Origin of the sequence: Bacillus sp. AM1(2019) (assembly GCF_009906915.1) — a bacterium.
In the GTDB taxonomy this organism is placed as follows: domain Bacteria; phylum Bacillota; class Bacilli; order Bacillales; family Bacillaceae; genus Bacillus; species Bacillus velezensis.
The window spans coordinates 3,606,205-3,627,148 of sequence record NZ_CP047644.1 but is presented as its reverse complement, the minus strand read 5'-3'; the positions used below and the strand labels follow the sequence as shown (position 1 = coordinate 3,627,148).

Below are 20,944 nucleotides of genomic sequence, written 5' to 3'. Positions count from 1 at the left end.
GTTCTCTTTTTCCATTTTTCACAACAGCGCTTTAGCAAATTAATACGGTATTTGGCTGTTATTTACTTCTAAGCCGGGAAGACTTAAAATGCTATCGAGAGAAAATCGGAGAACGGAGGATTTTGCATGGATGTGAATCACAATAAGCCGCTCCGTCTGATCAAAGATTATATATACATCATGATCGGCGCGGCGATTACGGGGGTCGTGTTTAACGTATTTTTGCTGCCGAACCGTATAGCAGCGGGGGGAGTAAGCGGGATCAGCACCATTTTAGAAACGTTTGGTTTTGAACCGGCTTACGTGCAGTGGATTATTAACATCCCTTTGTTTATCGCCGGAGTGATCATTCTCGGCGGGAAGTTCGGAATGAAGACACTGGTCGGTTCCATCGTTCTGCCGCTCGCCGTCTATTTAACAAGAGATCTGCCTGCCGCGACGACCCATGAACTGCTGGCGGCGATTTTCGGAGGCGTCGGGATCGGAACGGGAATCGGCATCGTGTATCTCGGCAAAGGCTCCACGGGGGGAACGGCTCTGGCGGGGCAGATCATTCACAAATACACGGGGCTTTCGCTGGGAACGTGCCTTGCCATCATGGACGGATTAATTGTGCTGAGCGCGATGCTCGTTTTCGGAGTGGAGCAGGGACTGTATGCGATGCTCGGGGTATTTATTTCAAGCAAAACGATTGATGTCGTGCAGGTCGGGTTCAACCGCTCCAAAATGGCTTTAATCATTACGCAGCATGAAGAAGCCGTCAGATCGGCTGTGTTTAAAGAAATCGACAGGGGCGTGACGAAGATTTCCGCAGTCGGCGGGTATACGGAACATGACCGGCCGATCTTAATGTGTGTCGTCGGCCAGACCGAATTCACAAAACTGAAACAAATCGTCAAACAAATTGATGAGTCAGCCTTTGTCATTGTCGCAGACGCAAGCGAGGTGCTCGGCGAGGGTTTCAAACGCGCGTAAACGGGGTTATAATAGCGAAGGGGTGCATCTTACATATGAAATCAAAATGGGCGCTGCTGGCGCTGGTTCTGACCATGTCCGTCCTGCTGGCGGCATGCGGCGGATCCAATGAATCGAAAAAAGAAAGCTCTGACAGCTCAGGCGGATCAAAAGCATCTGCGTCAGCAGGAGAAGAGCTTTATCAGCAAAGCTGTATCGGCTGTCACGGAAAAGACTTAGAAGGCGGCGGAGGCCCGAATTTACAGGAAGTCGGCGGGAAGTATGATGAAGCTAAAATTGAAAGCATCATTAAAAACGGACGCGGCAATATGCCGAGCCATCTTGTAAATGATGAGGAAGCCGCGAAGATCGCAAAATGGCTGTCACAGAAAAAATAACAGAAAAACCTTGCCTGTTATAGGGGCAAGGTTTTTTCACGGTATGGGAATGAAAAGAAACTGTAATAGTAATATGTCTAAATTTGACGTATAATGAAGTGTACTGAGGAAAAGGAACTTTCAGATTTTTCATCTGTTTCCTGGTAAATCGGCCATAAACCGCAGTATTTTTACGAACTCTATGGCTGCAAGACATAATTAAAAGATTAGGTGATTTCATGATAGAGATGAAAGAAGTATATAAATCCTATCCGAACGGTGTAAAAGCGATTAACGGGCTGTCAGTCATGATTCATCCCGGAGAATTTGTATATGTCGTAGGACCGAGCGGAGCCGGTAAATCTACTTTTATTAAAATGATTTACAGAGAAGAAAAGCCGACAAAAGGACAAATATTGATTAATCATAAAGATCTCGCGTCTGTAAAAGAAAAAGAGATTCCTTTCGTACGGCGTAAAATAGGTGTTGTTTTCCAAGATTTCAAACTTCTTCCGAAACTGACGGTATTTGAAAACGTCGCGTTCGCGCTTGAGGTGATCGGAGAGCAGCAGTCAGTCATTAAAAAACGCGTGCTCGAAGTGCTCGATCTTGTGCAGCTGAAGCATAAAGCGCGGCAGTTTCCCGACCAGCTTTCCGGAGGAGAACAGCAGCGTGTTTCCATCGCAAGATCCATCGTTAACAATCCTGACGTCGTGATAGCTGACGAACCGACGGGCAACCTTGATCCGGTAACATCATGGGAAGTCATGAAGACGCTGGAAGAGATTAACAACCGCGGAACGACCGTCGTGATGGCGACACACAATAAAGAAATAGTAAACACCATGAAGAAACGGGTCATCGCGATCGAAGACGGAATTATTGTGCGTGATGAGTCAAGAGGGGAGTATGGTTCTTATGATTAAAATTCTCGGGCGCCATTTGCGTGAGAGTTTTAAATCTCTCGGAAGAAACACATGGATGACATTTGCATCCATCAGTGCCGTTACCGTTACATTGATTTTGGTCGGCGTGTTTTTAGTCATTATGCTGAATTTAAACAACATGGCTAAAAATGCTGAAAAAGAAGTGGAAATTAAAGTATTAATCGATCTGACGTCCAATAAGAAAACGCAGGATACGCTGCAGAATGAGATTAAAGACATCTCGGGAATTCAAAGCGTAGAGTTTTCATCTAAAGATAAAGAGCTTGATCAATTGGTCAAAAGCTTCGGCGACAGCGGAAAGGCCATGAAAATGCAAGATCAGGAAAACCCGCTGAACAACGCGTTTATCGTCAAAACGACAGATCCGCATGATACGCCGAAAGTCGCGAAAAAAATTGAGAAGCTTGATCATGTGTATAAAGTGACATACGGGAAAGAAGAAGTCAGCCGTCTGTTTAAGATCGTCGGGGTGTCACGCAACATCGGGATTGCGTTAATCATCGGCCTTCTGTTCACGGCGATGTTCTTAATTTCAAATACGATTAAAATCACGATTTTCGCCAGAAGAAAAGAGATTGAAATCATGAAGCTTGTCGGCGCGACAAACTGGTTTATCCGCTGGCCGTTCTTCCTGGAAGGGCTGCTGCTGGGGGTATTCGGTTCTATCATACCGATCGCTCTCGTGCTGAGTACGTACCAGTCGATGGTCGCTTGGGTGGCCCCGAAAGTTCAGGGCTCATTTGTTTCACTTCTGCCGTACAGCCCGTTTGTGTTCCAAGTATCACTTGTGCTCATTCTGATCGGCGCGGTTATCGGAGTATGGGGAAGTCTGACTTCCATCCGGAAATTCCTTCGTGTATAAATACAAAAGCCAGTCTGATATAGACTGGCTTTTTTTAATGGTTTCGTTACTGAATGACGGGCAGGGCCGGTGATCCGGGCTTTAATGTAAAGTCATAAGACGATTCGTCACGGTACATCGGGTCCGCATAAATGGAATCCGAATCGTTTGCCGTTCCTTTTTGGTACGCTGTGAATGAATCATATTCTCTGTTCTTCCAATTCCAAATGCCGTCTTTTCCCGCTTCTTTGTGATAGACGTTATGATTAACGGTATTGCCTTCGTTTTTCGTATAATCATTTGCGATAAAAATCCGTGAACCGCTTGCCGTCATGATGTTTTTTTCGATCGTGTTCCCTTTTGTGCCGTACTGCAGCAGCAGCTGGCCGCCGTCAAGGTCCTTCGTGTCATTTCGATACATAATGTTATGAGCGATCACAGAATTGATGGTGCCGCCGCGTTTCGTGTCATAGCCTCCGATTGAAATACCGGTGTAAGCATTGCCGTACACCTTGTTATCCGTAATCCGGATATCTCGCGCGTATTTCCCTTTATGTTCGGAAGTGGCTTCAATGCCGAGGTCATTGTTGTAAACGGTGTTATTCTTAATGTCCACATGTTCTGCGCCGTCAACGTAAATACCGCCCGCTGAATATTCATCTCCGTAAGCGGGATTTCCGTAAGAAGAGTTATGGCTCACCGTATTGTTTTCAATGACGCCGTTTCGCGCATAGTCGTTTTGCTTGGACGTTCCTTCGTATCCGATCACGTCAATCCCGATATTGTTATTGTCCCGGATGGTATTGCCGGCAATCTTAAATCCGTCAACATTCCCGTTCAGCACGACCGCTTCGCTTGCGCCGAGCGTCAGTTTTTCAACCGTATTATTTGTGATGCTGACATCCTTCATGGCGCCTGTGCCGTAAAATGCGATGCCGTGTGCATTTCCCTCATCAGCCGTGGTTTTAATGTTTCGGATATGGTTGCCGTCAATGTTGATATGACTGCTTGATCCGGTGACGAAGATTCCCATGGCCGTTGCATCTTCTGATGATACGGAGAGATTCTCAAGCGTAACGCCGTGAATGGTAATGTACTGTTTATTGCGGATTTGAATTAACGGAGTTTCAGAATCGCTTTTTGGCGCAGAATTGCCGCTGATTGAGACATGCTCATTCTGATAGTTCCGAAATGTAATCGGCTTTTCGGCCGTGCCGCTGTGCTTTACTTCAAACGTTTCATCGTACGTCCCTTCCCGAATCAATACGGTTGTCCCGGCCTCTGCCTTTTCAGCCGCATGTTTTAATGTGCGGAACGGCTTTTCTTTCGTTCCTTCATTTTGGTCGCTGCCTGCCGGAGAAACATACAGGGCGTCCGTCTGCATTTTTTCATTGGCCTCTGTTTTTGGCCAGACAAAGGCGGTAATGCCTGCGGCCAGAACCGCCGCGGATAAAATCGATAATTTTATTTTCATATCGCATTCTCCTGTATATTTAATGAATTGCATACAAAATATTATACGTTACCCATATATATGTAACAATCTCGCTTTTTCATTTTTTTGTTGCCGTTACATGAATTCTTTGCAATTTACACATACTATCTCCAGGTTTTCGTAAAAGGACTAAGAGGAGGTAAACGATGAAGCAGAAAATGATCGCAGTGATAGCTGCCGTCAGCATCATGTGCGGCGGAGCCCATATTGCCGGGGCGGCACAGCCGAATTCATCAGACGCAGAAAGAAGCCGGGCAATGGAAAAAATCGAAAAAGCATATGAGCTGATCTCGAACGAATACGTGGAAAATGTAGATAAAGAAAAGCTTCTTGAAGGAGCGATTCAGGGGATGCTGTCTACATTAAACGACCCTTATTCCGTTTATATGGACAAGCAGACCGCCAAGCAGTTTTCCGATTCTCTTGATTCTTCTTTCGAAGGGATCGGCGCTGAAGTCGGTATGAAAGACAATAAAATCATTATCGTATCACCGTTTAAGCAATCTCCGGCGGAAAAAGCGGGCCTCAAGCCGAATGATGAAATCATCAGCATAAACGGCGAGTCAATGAACGGGAAAGGTTTAAACGAAGCCGTGCTGAAAATCAGAGGAAAAAAAGGATCGAAGGTTTCTATTAAAATACAGCGTCCGGGTACTGATAAACAGCTGTCATTCCGGATTAAAAGAGCGGAAATCCCGCTTGAAACCGTATTTGCTTCCCGCAAAGAATCAGGCGGCCATCATGTCGGCTACATCGGCATATCGACATTTTCCGAGCATACCGCCCAGGACTTCGCCGCGGCGCTGAAAAAGCTTGAAAAACAAGGGATTGACGGTCTCGTCCTTGATGTAAGAGGGAATCCAGGCGGCTACCTTCAAAGCGTCGAACAAATTTTAAAGCATTTCATCACAAAAGACATGCCGTATATCCAAATTGCGGAGCGTAACGGCGATAAAAAACAATATTTCTCAACCTTAAAACATAAGAAGCCGTATCCCGTCAATGTCATTACGGATAAAGGAAGCGCCTCCGCTTCAGAAATTCTTGCGGGTGCGTTAAAAGAAGCGGGACATTATGACGTTGTCGGTGACACTTCTTTCGGTAAAGGAACGGTTCAGCAGGCCGTGCCTATGGGAGACGGGAGCAACATTAAATTGACGCTTTACAAATGGCTGACACCGAAAGGCAATTGGATTCACAAAAAAGGCATTGCTCCGACAATCGCTGTGAGCCAGCCGGATTATTTTGCGGCGGGACCGCTTCAGCTGAAACAGCCGCTTCAGCCTGATATGAACAGCGCGGATGTCAAGCACGCCCAAATCCTGCTGAAAGGCCTAGGCTTCGACCCGGGCAGAGCAGACGGCTATTTCAGCAAAACAATGAAAAAAGCCGTTCTGGCGTTTCAAGACCGGTACAAGCTTGATAAAACAGCGGTCATTGATAAAAAGACAGCGGAAAAAATGAATCAGCTGATGAATGAACAGAAATCTGACGAAAAAAATGATTTACAGCTGCAAATGGCGTTAAAATCATTATTTGTAAAATAAATGAAAAGGAGGCGTTTTTTACGTCTCCTGTTTCTTTTGTCACTCTCTAAAAATGAACTAAAAGACATATAATTATGTCGGTTTTGACAAGATATTAAAAAAATTTTCACATTTAAACATTTATAAAGGACAAACATTACCCGATATTTATAGAGAAGAGAGACTTTATGCCGAGTTAATATGTATTCAAAATGAAACTTTTGAAAGTTGCCTCAGTCAGTTTTAGTTCTTACAATAAAAGAAGGTTCTAATAGAGAACAGTTTTAGTTTGGCAGCTGCATTTCAGTATCGAAAGCAGAAGTGTTTGCGGCGCTTCAGCACGGCAGCTGTAATCACCCGTGCTTATCTGGATAAAAAAATGGGGGTTCACAATTGAAGAGGGCAAGTATTGTGCGTGAAAAAAAATATTATGAATTAGTGGAACAACTAAAAGACAGAACAAAAGACGTCACATTTTCATCAACAAAAGCACTAAGTCTTCTTATGCTGTTCAGCAGATACCTGGTCAATTACACAAATGTTGAATGCGTTCACGAAATCAATGAAGAGTGTGCGAAGCATTATTTCACTTACTTAATGAAAAACCATAAACGTTTAGGAATCAATCTGACGGATATTAAGCGGTCCATGCTTCTGATCAGCGGCGTGATCGAGGTGGAGGTTGACCACTATCTGAAAGATTTCTCTCTCTCAAATGTAACGCTGTGGATGACGGAAGAGAGATAGACGTTTGAGATATTCAAGCCAATGATTATTTGGTAGAATAGAATTAAAATGTTTGGCTTGAGGCGGTGAAAGCAGTGTCTGTTCAATGGGGAATTGAACTTCTGAAAAGTATCGGTCTGTTTTTTTTGCACCCGATGTTCTGGTTTTTTATCATCATAAGTCTCGCATGCGGATATTTGCGGATCAAACGTGAACGCCATACGTTTCATACAAAAATCGCGGATATGTATGACGAGCTTATCTTTACATACATAAAAGGACTTATACCGGGTATTCTTCTCTCCATATTATTTTTTGGACTGGGAATTTCGATTCCATTCGGTCTTCTCGGCATAATCGCGGCTGTGACGGCTTTGGCTTCGCTGACGTTCCGTATGAATTGGCTGTCATCAGCTTATATTGTCAGCGCCGGCATGTTCATTGCGTTTATCCTTCAGTATACCGACACAGTGCCGTTTGCGGATCGGTTTCCGCAGGCATTCGGCGTGAATTGGGCATCGGCGGCCGTGTTTATGGGCCTTTTGATTATCACGGAGGGAGCGGCTGCCTGCCGTTCAGCGCATCTGAAAACATCTCCGGCGCTTGTCGTCAGCAGCAGAGGCCTGCCCATCGGCCGACAATTGGCGAATCGCGCATGGCTGTTTCCGCTTTTCTTATTGGTGCCGGGCAGCGGGCTTGAGTCACACCTTTCCTGGTGGCCTGTCTTTACCGTGCCGGGCGGCTCTTTCCATTTGATCTGGATTCCTTATATCGCCGGCTTCGGACAGCGTGTGCAGGGGTCACTTCCGGAAGTCAGCATAAGGATAACAGCGAAACGTGTCATGATTCTCGGGATTATCGTGGCCGTATTCGGGGCAGCGGCCCTTTGGTGGACTCCGCTTGCCGGAGCTGCCGCTTGTATTGCGGTGCTCGGACGCCTGTTTTTATCATTGAGACAGCGGCTGAACGATAACGCGGCTCCGTTTTATTTCTCTAAGCGGGATCAGGGCTTAATGGTGCTCGGCATCATTCCGAACACACCCGCGGACGATCTTGAGCTGAAGATCGGTGAGATTATTACGAAGGTAAACGGCATCCCCGTGAAGCATGTATCGGATTTTTATGAAGCACTTCAAAAAAACCGCGCATTTGTAAAATTGGAGATCATCGGCCTGAACGGTGAGATCCGGTTTGATCAGCGCGCGTCCTATGAAGGCGAACATCATGAATTAGGTATTTTATTCGTGCAGGATGAACACGAGCACGAAGAAATGACAGCATTATAATGTGATTTTTCATAATTATTCGGAATAGTTTCAAGAACTCCTAAACTAGATTTCAAAATCAGCTAGAAAGTAAAACAGCTAAGAAAATTATATTTTCTTAGCTGTTTTATTTTGAAATAATAAAAAAATAAATGAAGGAGAGGTATGGCTTATTGGAAAGGTTATTGCTAACTCCAAAACCTTTAGAAGATGAATCTTTAGCAGGATATATATTAAGAATAACTGATTATAATGGTTATGTTGGATAGGGGGGAGTACATTATAAAAAAGCTTTTACTTAAGAGATTACCGTTGATTTCACTTGGAGTTATAGCTTACATACTGACAAAATACGCGCAGAACCATCAGGATTGGGCGGAAAAATACAGTAGGTCTGTATATCCGTTATTGTCAAAAATAGTAGGATTTGTACCTTCTTGGGTCACATTTTCTGTTAGTGAATGGCTCGTCGTGTTGGTTGTGTTACTTTTTCTATTTTATATCGTTTATTATGTGCGCAAGGTTATCATGAGTAAAGGTGCACGTAGGATGGTAGTTTATCGTGGTGCTCTAGGAATCGTTACGATCTGTAGCGTGATATATTTTTGTTATACTATTTTGGGTGGAATAAACTATTACAGATATTCTTTTTTGTCTTATACCGAATATAAAGAAGAGAACTACAGCAAGGAGGAACTGGTCAAATTGAGTAAGTCGCTTGCCGTTGAAATGGAATTGGCAAGGGAAAAGTTAGCGGATACTGATCTTTTGGCTCATGTACCAGAGGTTTTTGATTATTATGCACAACACGCAGTGTTCTCGATGCAAATGTTATCAAAGAAATATCCTGTTTTGGAGCATTCATATTCAACACCAAAACCAGTGGTGATGTCAAAACTAATGTCGCATGCAGGGATACATGGTATTTTTGTCCCTTTTACTTATGAATCCAATATCAATGTTAATGTGCCAGTTTTTTTGGTGCCTGCTACTATGGCGCATGAATTGGCACATCAGAGTGGTTTCATGCATGAGGATGAGGCTAATTTTATAGCTTATCTGGCATGTAAGCAGCAGGATGATCCAATGATACTATACAGTGGTTTATTTCTGGCATTTGATTATTCTATATCTGAGCTAAAGAAAGTGGATCCAGATAAGGCGTCTGATATAATGTCCAGTCTGTCCAAAGCGGTGCGGCATGATATAGAACAAAATGAGCAGTACCGGGATAAGTATGAGGGTGTTATTTCAAGTATTTCAAGAAATGTAAATGATGTATATCTGAAGGCAAATAATCAGACAGACGGTTTGAATAGCTATAGTGATATGGTGAATTTGTTGCTGGCAGAGCAGCGAGAGATAGAGAAGTACAATTAAATGTATCTTGAATACTTATAGGTTTATATAGTAATGATAGTGGGCTCAAGTTGAACATAGGAGTGAGTGAAATAAATAAAATAAAAGTATTTCCTATTCCATATGCTGGAGCGTCGGTAAATGCATATTATGAATGGAAAAAACTACTGCCGGATAGATATGAATTGTGTATATGTGAATTGGCTGGAAGAGGAACTCGATTCACAGAGCCTTGTTACCAGTCTGTTGGTGAAGCAAGTGAAGATATCGCCAAAAGAATAAGTGAACAATTAGAATATGACGATGAATATGTTATATTTGGACACAGCATGGGAGCCTTATTGACTTATGAGATATATTATAAACTTAAGCAAATGGGAACTAAGGAACCAAGGCATCTGTTTTTTTCTGGGCGAGATGCTCCACATATTTTTGAAAAGAGAGAAGACATTGAAAATATGACTAATGAAACTTTCTTGACAAAGGTGGAACAATATGGGGGAATACCAGAGGAGTTTTATACAAAAGAGATTATGGATATGTTTCTTCCGATTTTGCGAGCAGATTTTATAATTTTGGACAATTATAAGTTTCAGCCCAAAGCAGAAAAAATAAGTTGTGGAGTAAGCGTTTTTTATGCGGATAGCGATTTTTCGACTCATATCAATGAAATGCATAAATGGAGTGAAGTTGTTGAAGGGAATGTGAAATTTCATAAGTTTAAAGGAGAACATTTTTTTTTGAATCGGTATCCTAATGATATTGTAAATACTATTGTTAAAGATACAGAGACTTATTCTTGTTCATGAGAGATTCCTCGTTTCGTCAATGTTGGTGTGGTAACTTACATTGTACAAGAGGAATCTCTCTTTCGCATTCATTTTTTGGTAGAATTTAGATAATCGACAGACGTGTTATTATATAAATCTAAAAAGATTTTGGTTTAGACTTTCTTTTCTTTGTACAGTTTGAATGTGTTTTGAAATATTATATTTAAAATAAATTTTATCAGTCTGAGAATCCTTCAATGATTGTTACTTAATTTTGCTTAATTATAAAAGTAATATTCAATAATTGTTTTAGGTAGGTTTTAGTAAGGAGAATTATGAAAAAAATTAAGAAAAAACATTGGAAATAATAAGCTTTCAGTTTTAAGCCCGGTGCCGCTAACAACACGGCGGCCGGGCTTTTTTCACGGCCGGATTACGATGTCAGCGCCGAACTTGATCGGAACTCTCAGCCATTTACATTCCCCTTTTCTCTTGTAAATAAAAAGATTCTAAAACTAGAAAAGGTTCCGGAAAGCAGATGCTTACGGAACCTTTTTCGTTATGCCGAATGGCTTTTTTTCGTCTGAACGGTTTCCCTGGACTTGATACCAAGTGATACGAACAAGCCGATCACAGATACGCCGATCAATATCATAAACAGAATGTGAAATCCGGAGATTAAACCGATCAGTGCTGAAGAAATAATGCTTCCGAAATAACGGAAGGTGGAAAAAATCCCGGATGCGATGCCGGACATGCCCGGTTCTACCGTCGCAAGAGAAGATACCTGCATGCTCGTCAGCCCCGCACCTGACGCGATGCCTCCTACAATAAGCGATGCCATAAGAAACGGAACGGAATGGGAATAAACCAAAAGCAGAAATAAGAGATTGGCTACGGCCATCAGCCCGAAGGACAGAAAAATCATTCTTCGCGCGCCCCATTTCTGATGCAGCTGAGCTCCGCCCCAGTTGCTGGCGGACATGAAAACAGAAAAGACTGACAGCGCCATGCCGCTGTGCGACGTATTCATGCTGAAGTGGCCGGTCATAAAGAGCGGCATAATCAATAACACGGCGTACATCATTAAATTGCTTAACAGGACCGACAGATTGGCGCTCGTAAAGGTCGTGTTTTTAAACAGGTCAAAATCAATAATCGGATGTTTCGTGCGCAGCTCCCGCCTGAAAAATAGCGGAACAAATATGAGAATGAGCAGCGCGTACACCCAATAGCCCAAAGAGCTTTCATTTTTCGTCAGAAGAATAATAGATACAATGCTTCCGGCAAGCAAAACGGACCCGATGATATCAAGCGGAGCGTCAGACGTTTCTTCTTTATATTTAGGAAACATCACTAATGCCGTCACGAGTGCGATCGCAAGAAACGGAATGTTGACCCAAAAGATCGAATGCCAGCTGAAGCTCTCAATTAAAAGAGAGCCGATAAACGGACCGAGAGCCGCGCCCAGACCGGCACCGAGGCCGAAAAAGCCGAATACTTTCGGAAGCCGTTTTTCAGACACGACATGGCGGATGATGGCGATGCTGTTTGGCGTAAGCAAAGCGCCGCCGGCAGCCTGAAGCGCCCGGAAGAAAATCAATAAGAAAAGACTTGGCGAGAGGGCGCACCCCAATGATGCGATGAGAAAAAGGCCGACGCCCCATAAATACATTTTTTTGTTTCCGTACATATCACCGAGTTTGCCGGCAATGGGCTGTGTCACGGCCATCACGATTAAATACACGGTCACTACCCATGTGATGCTGGCAATTGATTCGCTGAATGAGCGGGAAATGGATGAAAGGGCGACTGCGATCATCGTAGAATTGATGGGAACGAGTATGGCTCCCAGCAAAAGCGAAACGATCAGCGCCCATTCTTTCTTTGAACCCATCCTTCATCCTCCTTGGGGCCGGAAAATGACCGGCCGGTAATGCCTTTCATGAAAATCTCAGTGCTGTGTTTCAGCATCGTTTCCTCAGAGAGAGTAATGACTCTTTTCCCCAGCTGCAGCCGGTGTATAAAATAACCGAAAATCATCGTCATAAAGACGTCTGCATTAGCTTCTTCGCTGCCGGGGCTTATCATATTTTTCTTTGTCAGCTCTTTAAAGTAAACGATTAAATGCTTTTTCACGGATTGCGGATATACGACAATATCCTGCAGGACGTCTTCGAATAGTTCCGGTTCGCGCAGGCAGATGCGGAACACTTCTTTTTTTTGTTCCAATTGCTGCAGAAGGGTCGCGGCGAAATGAAGAAGATCCTCATACAGATCGCCTTCCGCCTTGGTGATCATGCTTTCCGGAGCCGGCGTCTGCTGTTCAATCATGGCTTTCATTAATCCTTGTTTGTTTTTAAAATTACGGAAAATCGTTGCTTCGCTTACTTTTGCTTTTTCTGCGATTTCTTTTGTTGTCGCTGCGCGGTATCCTTTTTGGATGATCAGATTCATCGCGGCGTCAATAATTCTCTTGTTCGTCGTTCTCAACATGTTTCACCTCGCGTAAATACTGGCAGGACAAGTATACACCCGCCCTGCCCGTCAATAAAGAGGGAAACCTAGCATGAAGCGCGTTTGACAATCGTAATCTTGCCGTTTGTCCCGTCCACCGTGACGATATCTCCGTCGTTGAGCCTGTCAGTCGCGGCACGTGTGCCGAGAACGGCCGGGAGCCCGTATTCTCTCGCGATGATCGCCGCATGTGACAGGATGCCGCCCGTGTCCGTAATGACGGCCTTTGCATCCTGGAACAGACTGGTCCACAGCGGTGTCGTCATTTTGCAGACAAGCACGTCTCCTGTTGAAAAACGGGAAAATTCACTTGCGTCACGAATGACTTTCACCGGGCCGCTTGCGATTCCGCTTGACGCCGCAAGTCCGTAAATTTGATGTTCAGTGTTTTTTTCATCTTCTGTGATGGAGCCGGTAATCTGTTCAGCCGTTTTCAGCTGTTCCGAAGTCGGAGTCCCGAGATAAGCGGGGGCTTCAAGCAATTGATATTGCTGGAAGAGCTGTTTTCGTTCAGCGGCTTTTTCCTGCATCGGAACCGGCGACACGAGCGCTTTCTCGACTTCATCGCTGTATAAGTACCACATATCCTCCCGATCATCGATTACGCCTTGTTTTTGAAGCAGCTCGCCGATTTTCAGAAGGCAAAGGCGCGCTTTGGCGTCCAGCATCGCATCAATATAAAAATGGTGATCATCTTTGATGACGGATGAAGACAATGTCCACTGATAATAGCGGTCAAACGTCTCCCGGAAGCCGTCATCTTCAATTCTATCCATAAAGTCGGCGTAGAGCTGTTTTCGTTTTTCTATCGTTTTATGAAACTCACTGTCAAAATCGTATCCGTTCCGGACATAGTTCTGAATGTTGGCCAAAGCGAAATAAGGGTTTTCCGCCCAAGTTTCTTCAATCAGATCATGACTTTTCACGGATCTCCAGCCGTATTCCTGTAAAAATTCACTGACTTGTTCGAGAAAGCGTTTTCCCTCATTTGATTGCAGAAGCGTCTGATGCAGCTCATCGGCATGAGAAACCGTAAAGACGCGCCGCAGCTCAGGGCTGTCTTTTACTTGTCCGGAAAGCAGCCAGAGCTGTCTGTCGGTCTCCAATGACTTATTCATGACGCCAGCCAGCATTTCATACAGAAGGGAGGTGTTTTCTTTCTCAACCTGTCCGTACATGGATTCCAGTATCATGTTTAACGCAACCTGCGGAAAGACAATATTGAAATGTTCTGCGTATCCTTTTAAATAGAAGTCTTGCAGGTTTCGGAACGCATCAAGGGCAGTCTCCGGCGTATGGTCTGTATGCGCCAGTTCGTCCAGCTTTTGATAAAAAGGCAGAAAGGTTTCCTGAATAATATCGTACATGCGGTCAGCCAAGACGGGGAAAAGCGCTTCTAATTGTTCTGCGGGCAGCTTGTCGTCCGTCTTATGCTGTCTGGAAAAAACACGGCCCTGATGAAGTTTGACACGCTCGATTTCGATGCCCATTACTGGGAATGCCTTTGTGCTCTCTTTGAGGCCGTATTCCAAAGCCGGCACAATGAGTGAGGCGAATAACGGGCTGACGGGGCCTTCAATATTGGCCTCCATATTGAGCCAAAAATCTTTCTGATCCCGGGGCGTCATGATAAATTCCCGTTCTTCGTCTGTCGCTTTCTGATCCTGCGCGATTGTTGTAATCGGCCTGGCCTGAAGCAGATACAGCTTATTTTCGGCAAATCCGAATTCGAGATCCACGGGATAACCGTACAGTTCTTCCGTCTTTATCGTCAGCATGGCAAGCTCTTTGACGCTCTCGTCATCAAGGCAGAAGCGGTTTCTCATGTCAGCGGTCGTCTCTTTTTCCGTCACGCCTTCGTCTTTAGAAACGATATACATTTCTTTTAAGCCGATTTCTTTTTCAATCTGAAATGTGTCTTTATTGACGATAAATGTGTCGGGCGTCACGCTGCCGGAGACGATTGCTTCTCCGAGACCGTAGCTCGCGCTGATCATCAGTTCTCCGTCATCGTGTGTGACGGGGTTGCGGCTGAAAATGACCCCTGAAACCTCGGAATTGATAAGCCCTTGCACGACAACGCCCATTAACGGTTCTGCGGTGTCATTGTTCATTTTCTCTTTATAACCGCTGACCCGCGCCGAGAAGAAGGAAGCCCAGCATTCTTTCACTTTTCCGAGAAACTCTTCTTCTGTTTTGATATTTAAATAGGTTTCGTACTGACCAGCGAAAGAAGCGCCTTCAAGATCTTCGGACGCGGAGGAGGAACGTACGGCGACAGAGGCGTATGATTCTCTCAATTCATAAAACGAAGCGGTCAGTTCCTCCCGAAGCTCTTTTGAAAACGTGCCGTTCATAATGGCGCGCTCCATCTGTTCCTGATCTGCTTGAAGCCCGTTGTCTTCCATAAAACGTGTCAGGGCATTCGTCTGAATGATAAAACCGCCGGGAACGGGCAGCCCGTTTTTCGTCAGTTTAATCAGGTTCATTCCTTTTGCTCCTGCAGAGCGGCTCGATTCTTCCGCTTTTTGAAATCGCACTGAATACATGCGGTATGACCCCCTTTTTTTTCCTCATCCAAGAAAATGATAGTAAACACTATCATTACATTGTAAAGAGGGAGGAAGAAACTGTCAAAGATACAAAGACCTAAACCTTCTCATCCTTTCGGCTGAAGAAAGGTAATTCGATTCATCTGGTTAATGGTTCAATGGATTTATATTCACAATTTTTTTGACAGATGATTGAAGACTGCTGAAAAAGGGTATTGTGATAGCAGGGGAACGATTGTCCGATTCTTCATTTTTTACTATAATCAGATGAGATGAAGAATTCCCGAGGAGGGTTTTTGTGATTACAAAAGCCGTTTTTGCATTATGTTTCCCTTTTATGCTGGTCGTCCTTTTTACGCGCGTCACGTTTAACCACTATGTGGCGATCGCTCTCACAGCCGCACTGCTTTTCGCATCCTATTTAAAGGGTTACACCGAAACGTATTTTATCGTTGGATTGGATGTCGTATCGCTGGTGGCCGGAGGGCTGTACATGGCCAAAAAAGAAGCAGACAAAAAGAAAGACAATGCCTGACATGGTGAATATGAAATAGAATGCCTGCTTTTACGCCATAAAAGCAGGTTTTTTATACAAAAATTGACTTGGTAAAAATAAACCATCGAACTTTAGTTCGTATTTTTAGTGATTTTGCCCGTCATTGTGTTACTATATCAATAGGAAGATTTCGTAAAGAAACGGAGGCTTTTTTGTGAAAGATCGTTTTGAGTTAGTCTCGAAATATCAGCCCCAGGGAGATCAGCCGCAAGCGATTGAGAAGCTTGTCAAAGGCATACAGGAAGGCAGAAAACACCAGACTCTCCTGGGTGCGACAGGGACGGGCAAAACCTTTACCGTGTCCAATCTGATTAAAGAAGTGAATAAACCGACACTGGTCATTGCCCATAACAAAACCCTTGCCGGACAGCTGTACAGCGAGTTTAAGGAGTTTTTCCCGAACAACGCTGTCGAATATTTTGTCAGCTATTACGATTACTATCAGCCGGAGGCATACGTGCCTCAAACGGATACTTTTATAGAGAAAGACGCAAGCATTAATGATGAAATTGATAAACTGAGACACTCCGCGACATCCTCTCTGTTTGAACGGAGAGATGTCATTATTATCGCGAGTGTGTCATGCATATACGGTCTCGGTTCGCCTGAAGAATACCGGGAGATGGTTGTGTCGCTCAGACCGGAAATGGAAATTGAGCGGAACGAGCTGCTGAGAAAGCTTGTGGATATCCAGTATGCCCGCAATGATATCGACTTTCAGCGCGGGACGTTCCGCGTGCGCGGAGACGTTGTGGAAATCTTCCCGGCTTCCCGTGACGAACATTGTATCAGAGTGGAATTTTTCGGAGATGAAATTGAGCGGATCAGAGAGGTCGACGCTTTGACCGGAGAAATTCTCGGCGACCGTGACCATGTCGCGATTTTCCCGGCTTCCCACTTCGTCACCCGGGCGGAAAAGATGGAAAAAGCGATTCTGAATATTGAACAGGAGCTTGAGGAGCGCTTGAAAGTCATGCACGAAAACGGCAAGCTCCTTGAAGCGCAGCGGCTTGAGCAGCGGACGAGATATGATCTTGAAATGATGCGGGAAATGGGTTTTTGCTCAGGGATCGAGAACTATTCAAGACATTTGACACTCCGTCCGCCGGGCTCTACGCCATATACGCTGCTTGATTATTTTCCGGACGATTTTATGATTGTCGTTGATGAATCACATGTGACGATTCCGCAGGTGCGCGGCATGTTCAACGGTGATCAGGCGAGAAAACAGGTGCTTGTCGATCACGGGTTCCGCCTGCCGTCAGCGCTTGACAACCGTCCGCTCCGATTCGAGGAATTTGAGAAACACATGCACAATATCGTGTACGTGTCGGCGACTCCGGGACCGTATGAAATTGAGCATACGCCGGAAATGATCGAGCAGATCATCAGACCGACGGGACTCCTCGATCCCCTCATTGACGTCCGTCCGATCGAAGGACAGATTGATGATCTGATCGGCGAGATTCAGGCGAGGATAGAACGGAATGAACGCGTTCTCGTGACGACTTTAACGAAAAAAATGTCAGAGGATCTGACCGATTATCTCAAGGAAATCGGCATCAAGGTCAATTATCTGCATTCCGAGATTAAGACGCTTGAACGGATTGAAATCATCCGTGACCTCCGCCTCGGAAAACATGATGTGTTAATCGGCATCAACCTGCTGAGGGAAGGGCTTGATATTCCGGAAGTGTCACTTGTCGCCATTCTCGATGCGGATAAAGAAGGCTTCCTCCGTTCTGAACGTTCGCTGATTCAGACGATCGGACGGGCGGCCAGAAACGCGGAAGGCCGCGTCATCATGTATGCCGATAAAATCACGAATTCGATGGAAATCGCGATTAATGAAACGAAGCGCCGCCGGGAACAGCAGGAGCGCTTTAACGAAATTCACGGCATTACGCCGCAAACGATCAATAAGGAAATCCGCGATGTGATCCGCGCGACGCAGGCCGCTGAGGATAAAGAAGAATATAAAACAAAAGCCGCGCCTAAACTGGCGAAGATGACGAAGAAAGAACGCCAGAAAGTCGTTGAGCAAATGGAGCACGAAATGAAAGAAGCGGCCAGAGCGCTTGATTTCGAGCGGGCGGCAGAGCTTCGTGATTTACTGTTAGAGCTTAAAGCGGAAGGATGATGAACACATGGCAATTGACCGGATCGAGGTGAAAGGCGCAAGGGCGCACAATTTAAAAAACATTGATGTAACGATTCCGCGGGATCAGCTCGTCGTCGTGACGGGGCTGTCCGGATCGGGAAAATCATCCCTTGCATTTGACACCATTTACGCGGAAGGACAGAGGCGGTATGTTGAATCGCTTTCTGCCTATGCGCGCCAATTTTTAGGGCAGATGGATAAGCCGGACGTTGATGCGATCGAAGGGCTTTCTCCGGCGATCAGCATTGACCAGAAAACGACAAGCCGCAATCCGCGGTCAACCGTCGGAACGGTAACGGAGATTTATGATTATCTCCGGCTGCTGTACGCGAGAGTCGGGAAACCGCACTGCCCGGAGCACGGCATTGAAATTACGTCGCAAACGATTGAACAGATGGTTGACCGGATTCTTGAATATCCGGAGCGGACGAAGCTTCAAGTGCTTGCGCCGATCATCTCAGGCAGAAAAGGCGCCCATGTCAAAGTGCTTGACCAAATCAGAAAGCAAGGTTACGTAAGGGTGCGGATTGACGGAGAAATGGCCGAGCTTTCCGAGGATATTGAACTTGAAAAAAACAAAAAGCATTCCATTGAAGTAGTCATTGACCGGATCGTTGTCAAGGAAGGGGTTGCCGCCCGGCTTTCCGACTCGCTGGAAACCGCGCTCCGCTTAGGGGAAGGCCGTGTCATGATAGATGTCATCGGTCAGGAGGAGCTGATGTTCAGCGAGCATCACGCCTGTCCGCTGTGCGGTTTTTCTATCGGAGAGCTTGAACCCCGGCTGTTTTCGTTTAACAGCCCGTTCGGCGCCTGTCCGACTTGCGACGGTCTCGGCTTGAAGCTGGAAGTGGACCCTGAGCTCGTCATCCCCAATCCCGAGCTGTCATTAAAGGAACACGCCATCGCGCCGTGGACGCCGATCAGTTCACAATATTATCCGCAGCTGCTTCAGGCGGTCTGCCGCCATTACGGCATTGATATGGAGACTCCGGTCAAAGACCTGCCGAAGCATCGGCTTGATAAAGTGCTGTACGGCAGCGGCAATGAACGGATTTACTTTAAATACGAGAATGATTTCGGACAAGTGCGCGAAAATGAAATTGAATTCGAAGGTGTGCTGCGCAATATTGAGAGACGGTATAAAGAGACAAGCTCCGATTATATCCGTGAACAGATGGAGCAGTACATGTCACAGAAATCGTGCCCGACGTGCAAAGGCTACCGGCTGAAGAAAGAAGCGCTTGCCGTTTTGGTCAACGGGCGTCATATCGGAACCATTACGGAGCTTTCCGTCGGCGATGCGCTGGAATTTTTCAAAAACCTGACGCTCTCGGAGAAAGATATGCAGATTGCCGATTTAATTTTAAGAGAGATTGTGGAGCGGCTCAGCTTCTTAGATAAAGTCGGTCTTGATTACCTGACGCTGAGCCGGGCGGCGGGAACGCTGTCAGGCGGAGAAGCCCAGCGCATCAGGCTTGCGACGCAGATCGGCTCCCGTTTGTCAGGCGTCCTGTACATTCTTGATGAGCCGTCCATCGGCCTTCACCAGCGTGACAATGACCGTCTGATCAGCGCGCTGAAAAACATGAGGGATCTCGGCAACACACTGATTGTCGTGGAGCATGATGAAGATACGATGATGGCTGCCGATTATTTGATAGATATCGGTCCCGGCGCCGGCATTCACGGCGGCCGCGTCATATCGGCGGGGACGCCTGAAGAAGTGATGAATGATGCGGACTCTCTGACCGGACGTTATTTGTCAGGGGCTCAATTCATCCCTATGCCTCCGGAGAGAAGAAAGCCTGACGGCCGGTTCATTGAAATCAAAGGCGCTTCAGAAAACAACCTGAAAAAAGCGAACGCCAAATTCCCGCTCGGCACTTTTACGGCGGTGACAGGTGTGTCCGGTTCCGGAAAAAGCACGCTTGTGAATGAAATTCTGCATAAGGCGCTTGCGCAAAAGCTTCATAAAGCCAAAGCGAAACCGGGAAGCCATAAAGAAATCAAAGGCCTTGACCACCTTGATAAGGTGATCGACATCGACCAGGCGCCGATCGGCCGGACACCGAGATCAAACCCGGCAACTTACACGGGCGTGTTTGATGATATCCGCGATGTCTTCGCGCAGACAAATGAAGCAAAGGTGCGCGGCTATAAAAAAGGCCGGTTCAGTTTTAATGTAAAAGGCGGGCGCTGTGAGGCCTGCCGCGGCGACGGCATCATCAAAATTGAGATGCACTTCCTTCCTGACGTGTACGTTCCGTGTGAAGTGTGCCACGGCAAACGTTACAACCGGGAGACGCTGGAGGTCACATACAAAGGAAAAAGCATTTCTGACGTTCTGGATATGACGGTGGAAGATGCTCTGTCTTTCTTTGAAAATATCCCGAAAATCAAACGCAAGCTTCAAACGCTTGCCGATGTCGGACTCGGGTATGTGACGCTCGGCCAGCCGGCGACGACGCTGTCAGGCGGAGAAGCGCAGCGCGTCAAGCTTGCTTCCGAACTGCATAAGCGTTCCACCGGCCGGACGCTGTATATTTTGGACGAACCGACGACAGGCCTCCACGTTGATGATATCGCAAGGCTTTTGGTTGTGCTTCAAAGACTCGTCGATAACGGAGATACCGTTTTGGTCATTGAACATAATCTCGATATCATTAAAACGGCGGACTACATCGTCGATCTGGGACCTGAAGGCGGAGCGGGCGGCGGCATGATCGTAGCCTCCGGGACGCCTGAAGAAGTTGTCGAAGTGAAAGAATCATATACGGGCCGCTATCTGAAACTGGTAATGGAACGTGATAGAAAACGAATGAAAACATTGCTGGCCGAAAAAGAAACGGCAGCCACGTAATAGATCAATAAAAACAGCCCAAAACTCATCGCGTTTTG

At 45.8% G+C, this 20,944-nt stretch carries 16 protein-coding genes; 12 read left to right on the top strand and 4 right to left on the bottom strand.

Annotated features, from left to right (window positions below):
• Positions 1 to 126: 126 nt before the first annotated feature.
• From GNE05_RS17975 to ftsX, 4 genes are all read left to right on the top strand, one after another.
• A complete protein-coding gene (locus tag GNE05_RS17975) occupies positions 127 to 975 on the top strand; it encodes a YitT family protein (protein ID WP_007614078.1) in 849 nt (282 codons plus the stop codon).
• A 35-nt stretch (positions 976 to 1,010) separates the two neighbouring features.
• Positions 1,011 to 1,352, top strand: a complete 342-nt coding sequence (gene cccB / locus GNE05_RS17970) for a cytochrome c551 (protein ID WP_003151417.1) — start codon at positions 1,011 to 1,013, stop codon at positions 1,350 to 1,352.
• 218 nt (positions 1,353 to 1,570) lie between these two features.
• Positions 1,571 to 2,257, top strand: coding sequence for a cell division ATP-binding protein FtsE (ftsE, locus tag GNE05_RS17965; RefSeq protein ID WP_007407465.1), 687 nt, complete (start codon positions 1,571 to 1,573; stop codon positions 2,255 to 2,257).
• Positions 2,250 to 3,140: a permease-like cell division protein FtsX gene (gene ftsX / locus GNE05_RS17960; protein ID WP_007407464.1), complete on the top strand. Its 891-nt coding sequence runs from the start codon at positions 2,250 to 2,252 to the stop codon at positions 3,138 to 3,140. The genes ftsE and ftsX overlap by 8 nt, the downstream gene beginning before the upstream one ends.
• A gap of 46 nt (positions 3,141 to 3,186) precedes the next feature.
• Here ftsX and GNE05_RS17955 read toward each other — a convergent pair whose 3' ends face one another.
• A complete protein-coding gene (locus GNE05_RS17955; RefSeq protein WP_160183053.1) occupies positions 3,187 to 4,593 on the bottom strand; it encodes a right-handed parallel beta-helix repeat-containing protein in 1,407 nt (468 codons plus the stop codon).
• Positions 4,594 to 4,802: 209 nt separating this feature from the next.
• On the opposite strand from GNE05_RS17955, the gene ctpB reads away from it, so the two are divergent.
• From ctpB to GNE05_RS17930, 5 genes are all read left to right on the top strand, one after another.
• Positions 4,803 to 6,161, top strand: coding sequence for a carboxy-terminal processing protease CtpB (gene ctpB / locus GNE05_RS17950; protein ID WP_376700814.1), 1,359 nt, complete (start codon positions 4,803 to 4,805; stop codon positions 6,159 to 6,161).
• Between the two features lie 372 nt (positions 6,162 to 6,533).
• Positions 6,534 to 6,887, top strand: a complete 354-nt coding sequence (gene swrA, locus GNE05_RS17945; RefSeq protein WP_014305920.1) for a swarming motility protein SwrAA — start codon at positions 6,534 to 6,536, stop codon at positions 6,885 to 6,887.
• Between the two features lie 74 nt (positions 6,888 to 6,961).
• Complete coding sequence (locus GNE05_RS17940; protein WP_017418826.1) at positions 6,962 to 8,152, top strand: cell division topological determinant MinJ; 1,191 nt, start codon at positions 6,962 to 6,964, stop codon at positions 8,150 to 8,152.
• Positions 8,153 to 8,443: 291 nt separating this feature from the next.
• The gene (locus GNE05_RS17935; protein WP_021495271.1) at positions 8,444 to 9,511 is read left to right on the top strand and encodes a DUF3810 domain-containing protein; all 1,068 of its coding nucleotides are present in this window, start codon (positions 8,444 to 8,446) and stop codon (positions 9,509 to 9,511) included.
• A 50-nt stretch (positions 9,512 to 9,561) separates the two neighbouring features.
• The gene (locus GNE05_RS17930) at positions 9,562 to 10,299 is read left to right on the top strand and encodes a thioesterase II family protein (protein ID WP_014418991.1); all 738 of its coding nucleotides are present in this window, start codon (positions 9,562 to 9,564) and stop codon (positions 10,297 to 10,299) included.
• A gap of 520 nt (positions 10,300 to 10,819) precedes the next feature.
• Here the strand turns inward: GNE05_RS17930 and GNE05_RS17925 are convergent.
• The 3 genes from GNE05_RS17925 to GNE05_RS17915 form a co-directional block, all read right to left on the bottom strand.
• Positions 10,820 to 12,157: an MFS transporter gene (locus tag GNE05_RS17925; RefSeq protein ID WP_014418990.1), complete on the bottom strand. Its 1,338-nt coding sequence runs from the start codon at positions 12,155 to 12,157 to the stop codon at positions 10,820 to 10,822.
• A complete protein-coding gene (locus GNE05_RS17920) occupies positions 12,130 to 12,753 on the bottom strand; it encodes a TetR/AcrR family transcriptional regulator (RefSeq protein WP_017418829.1) in 624 nt (207 codons plus the stop codon). The genes GNE05_RS17925 and GNE05_RS17920 overlap by 28 nt, the downstream gene beginning before the upstream one ends.
• A gap of 71 nt (positions 12,754 to 12,824) precedes the next feature.
• Positions 12,825 to 15,326: a PEP/pyruvate-binding domain-containing protein gene (locus tag GNE05_RS17915; RefSeq protein ID WP_160183052.1), complete on the bottom strand. Its 2,502-nt coding sequence runs from the start codon at positions 15,324 to 15,326 to the stop codon at positions 12,825 to 12,827.
• 301 nt (positions 15,327 to 15,627) lie between these two features.
• Between GNE05_RS17915 and GNE05_RS17910 the strand changes: the two genes are divergently transcribed.
• From GNE05_RS17910 to uvrA, 3 genes are all read left to right on the top strand, one after another.
• On the top strand, positions 15,628 to 15,864 hold the full coding sequence (locus GNE05_RS17910; protein ID WP_003151438.1) for a CsbA family protein: 237 nt from the start codon (positions 15,628 to 15,630) through the stop codon (positions 15,862 to 15,864).
• A gap of 175 nt (positions 15,865 to 16,039) precedes the next feature.
• Complete coding sequence (gene uvrB, locus GNE05_RS17905; RefSeq protein WP_003151439.1) at positions 16,040 to 18,025, top strand: excinuclease ABC subunit UvrB; 1,986 nt, start codon at positions 16,040 to 16,042, stop codon at positions 18,023 to 18,025.
• Between the two features lie 7 nt (positions 18,026 to 18,032).
• Positions 18,033 to 20,906: an excinuclease ABC subunit UvrA gene (gene uvrA, locus GNE05_RS17900; protein WP_160183051.1), complete on the top strand. Its 2,874-nt coding sequence runs from the start codon at positions 18,033 to 18,035 to the stop codon at positions 20,904 to 20,906.
• Positions 20,907 to 20,944: the final 38 nt, after the last annotated feature.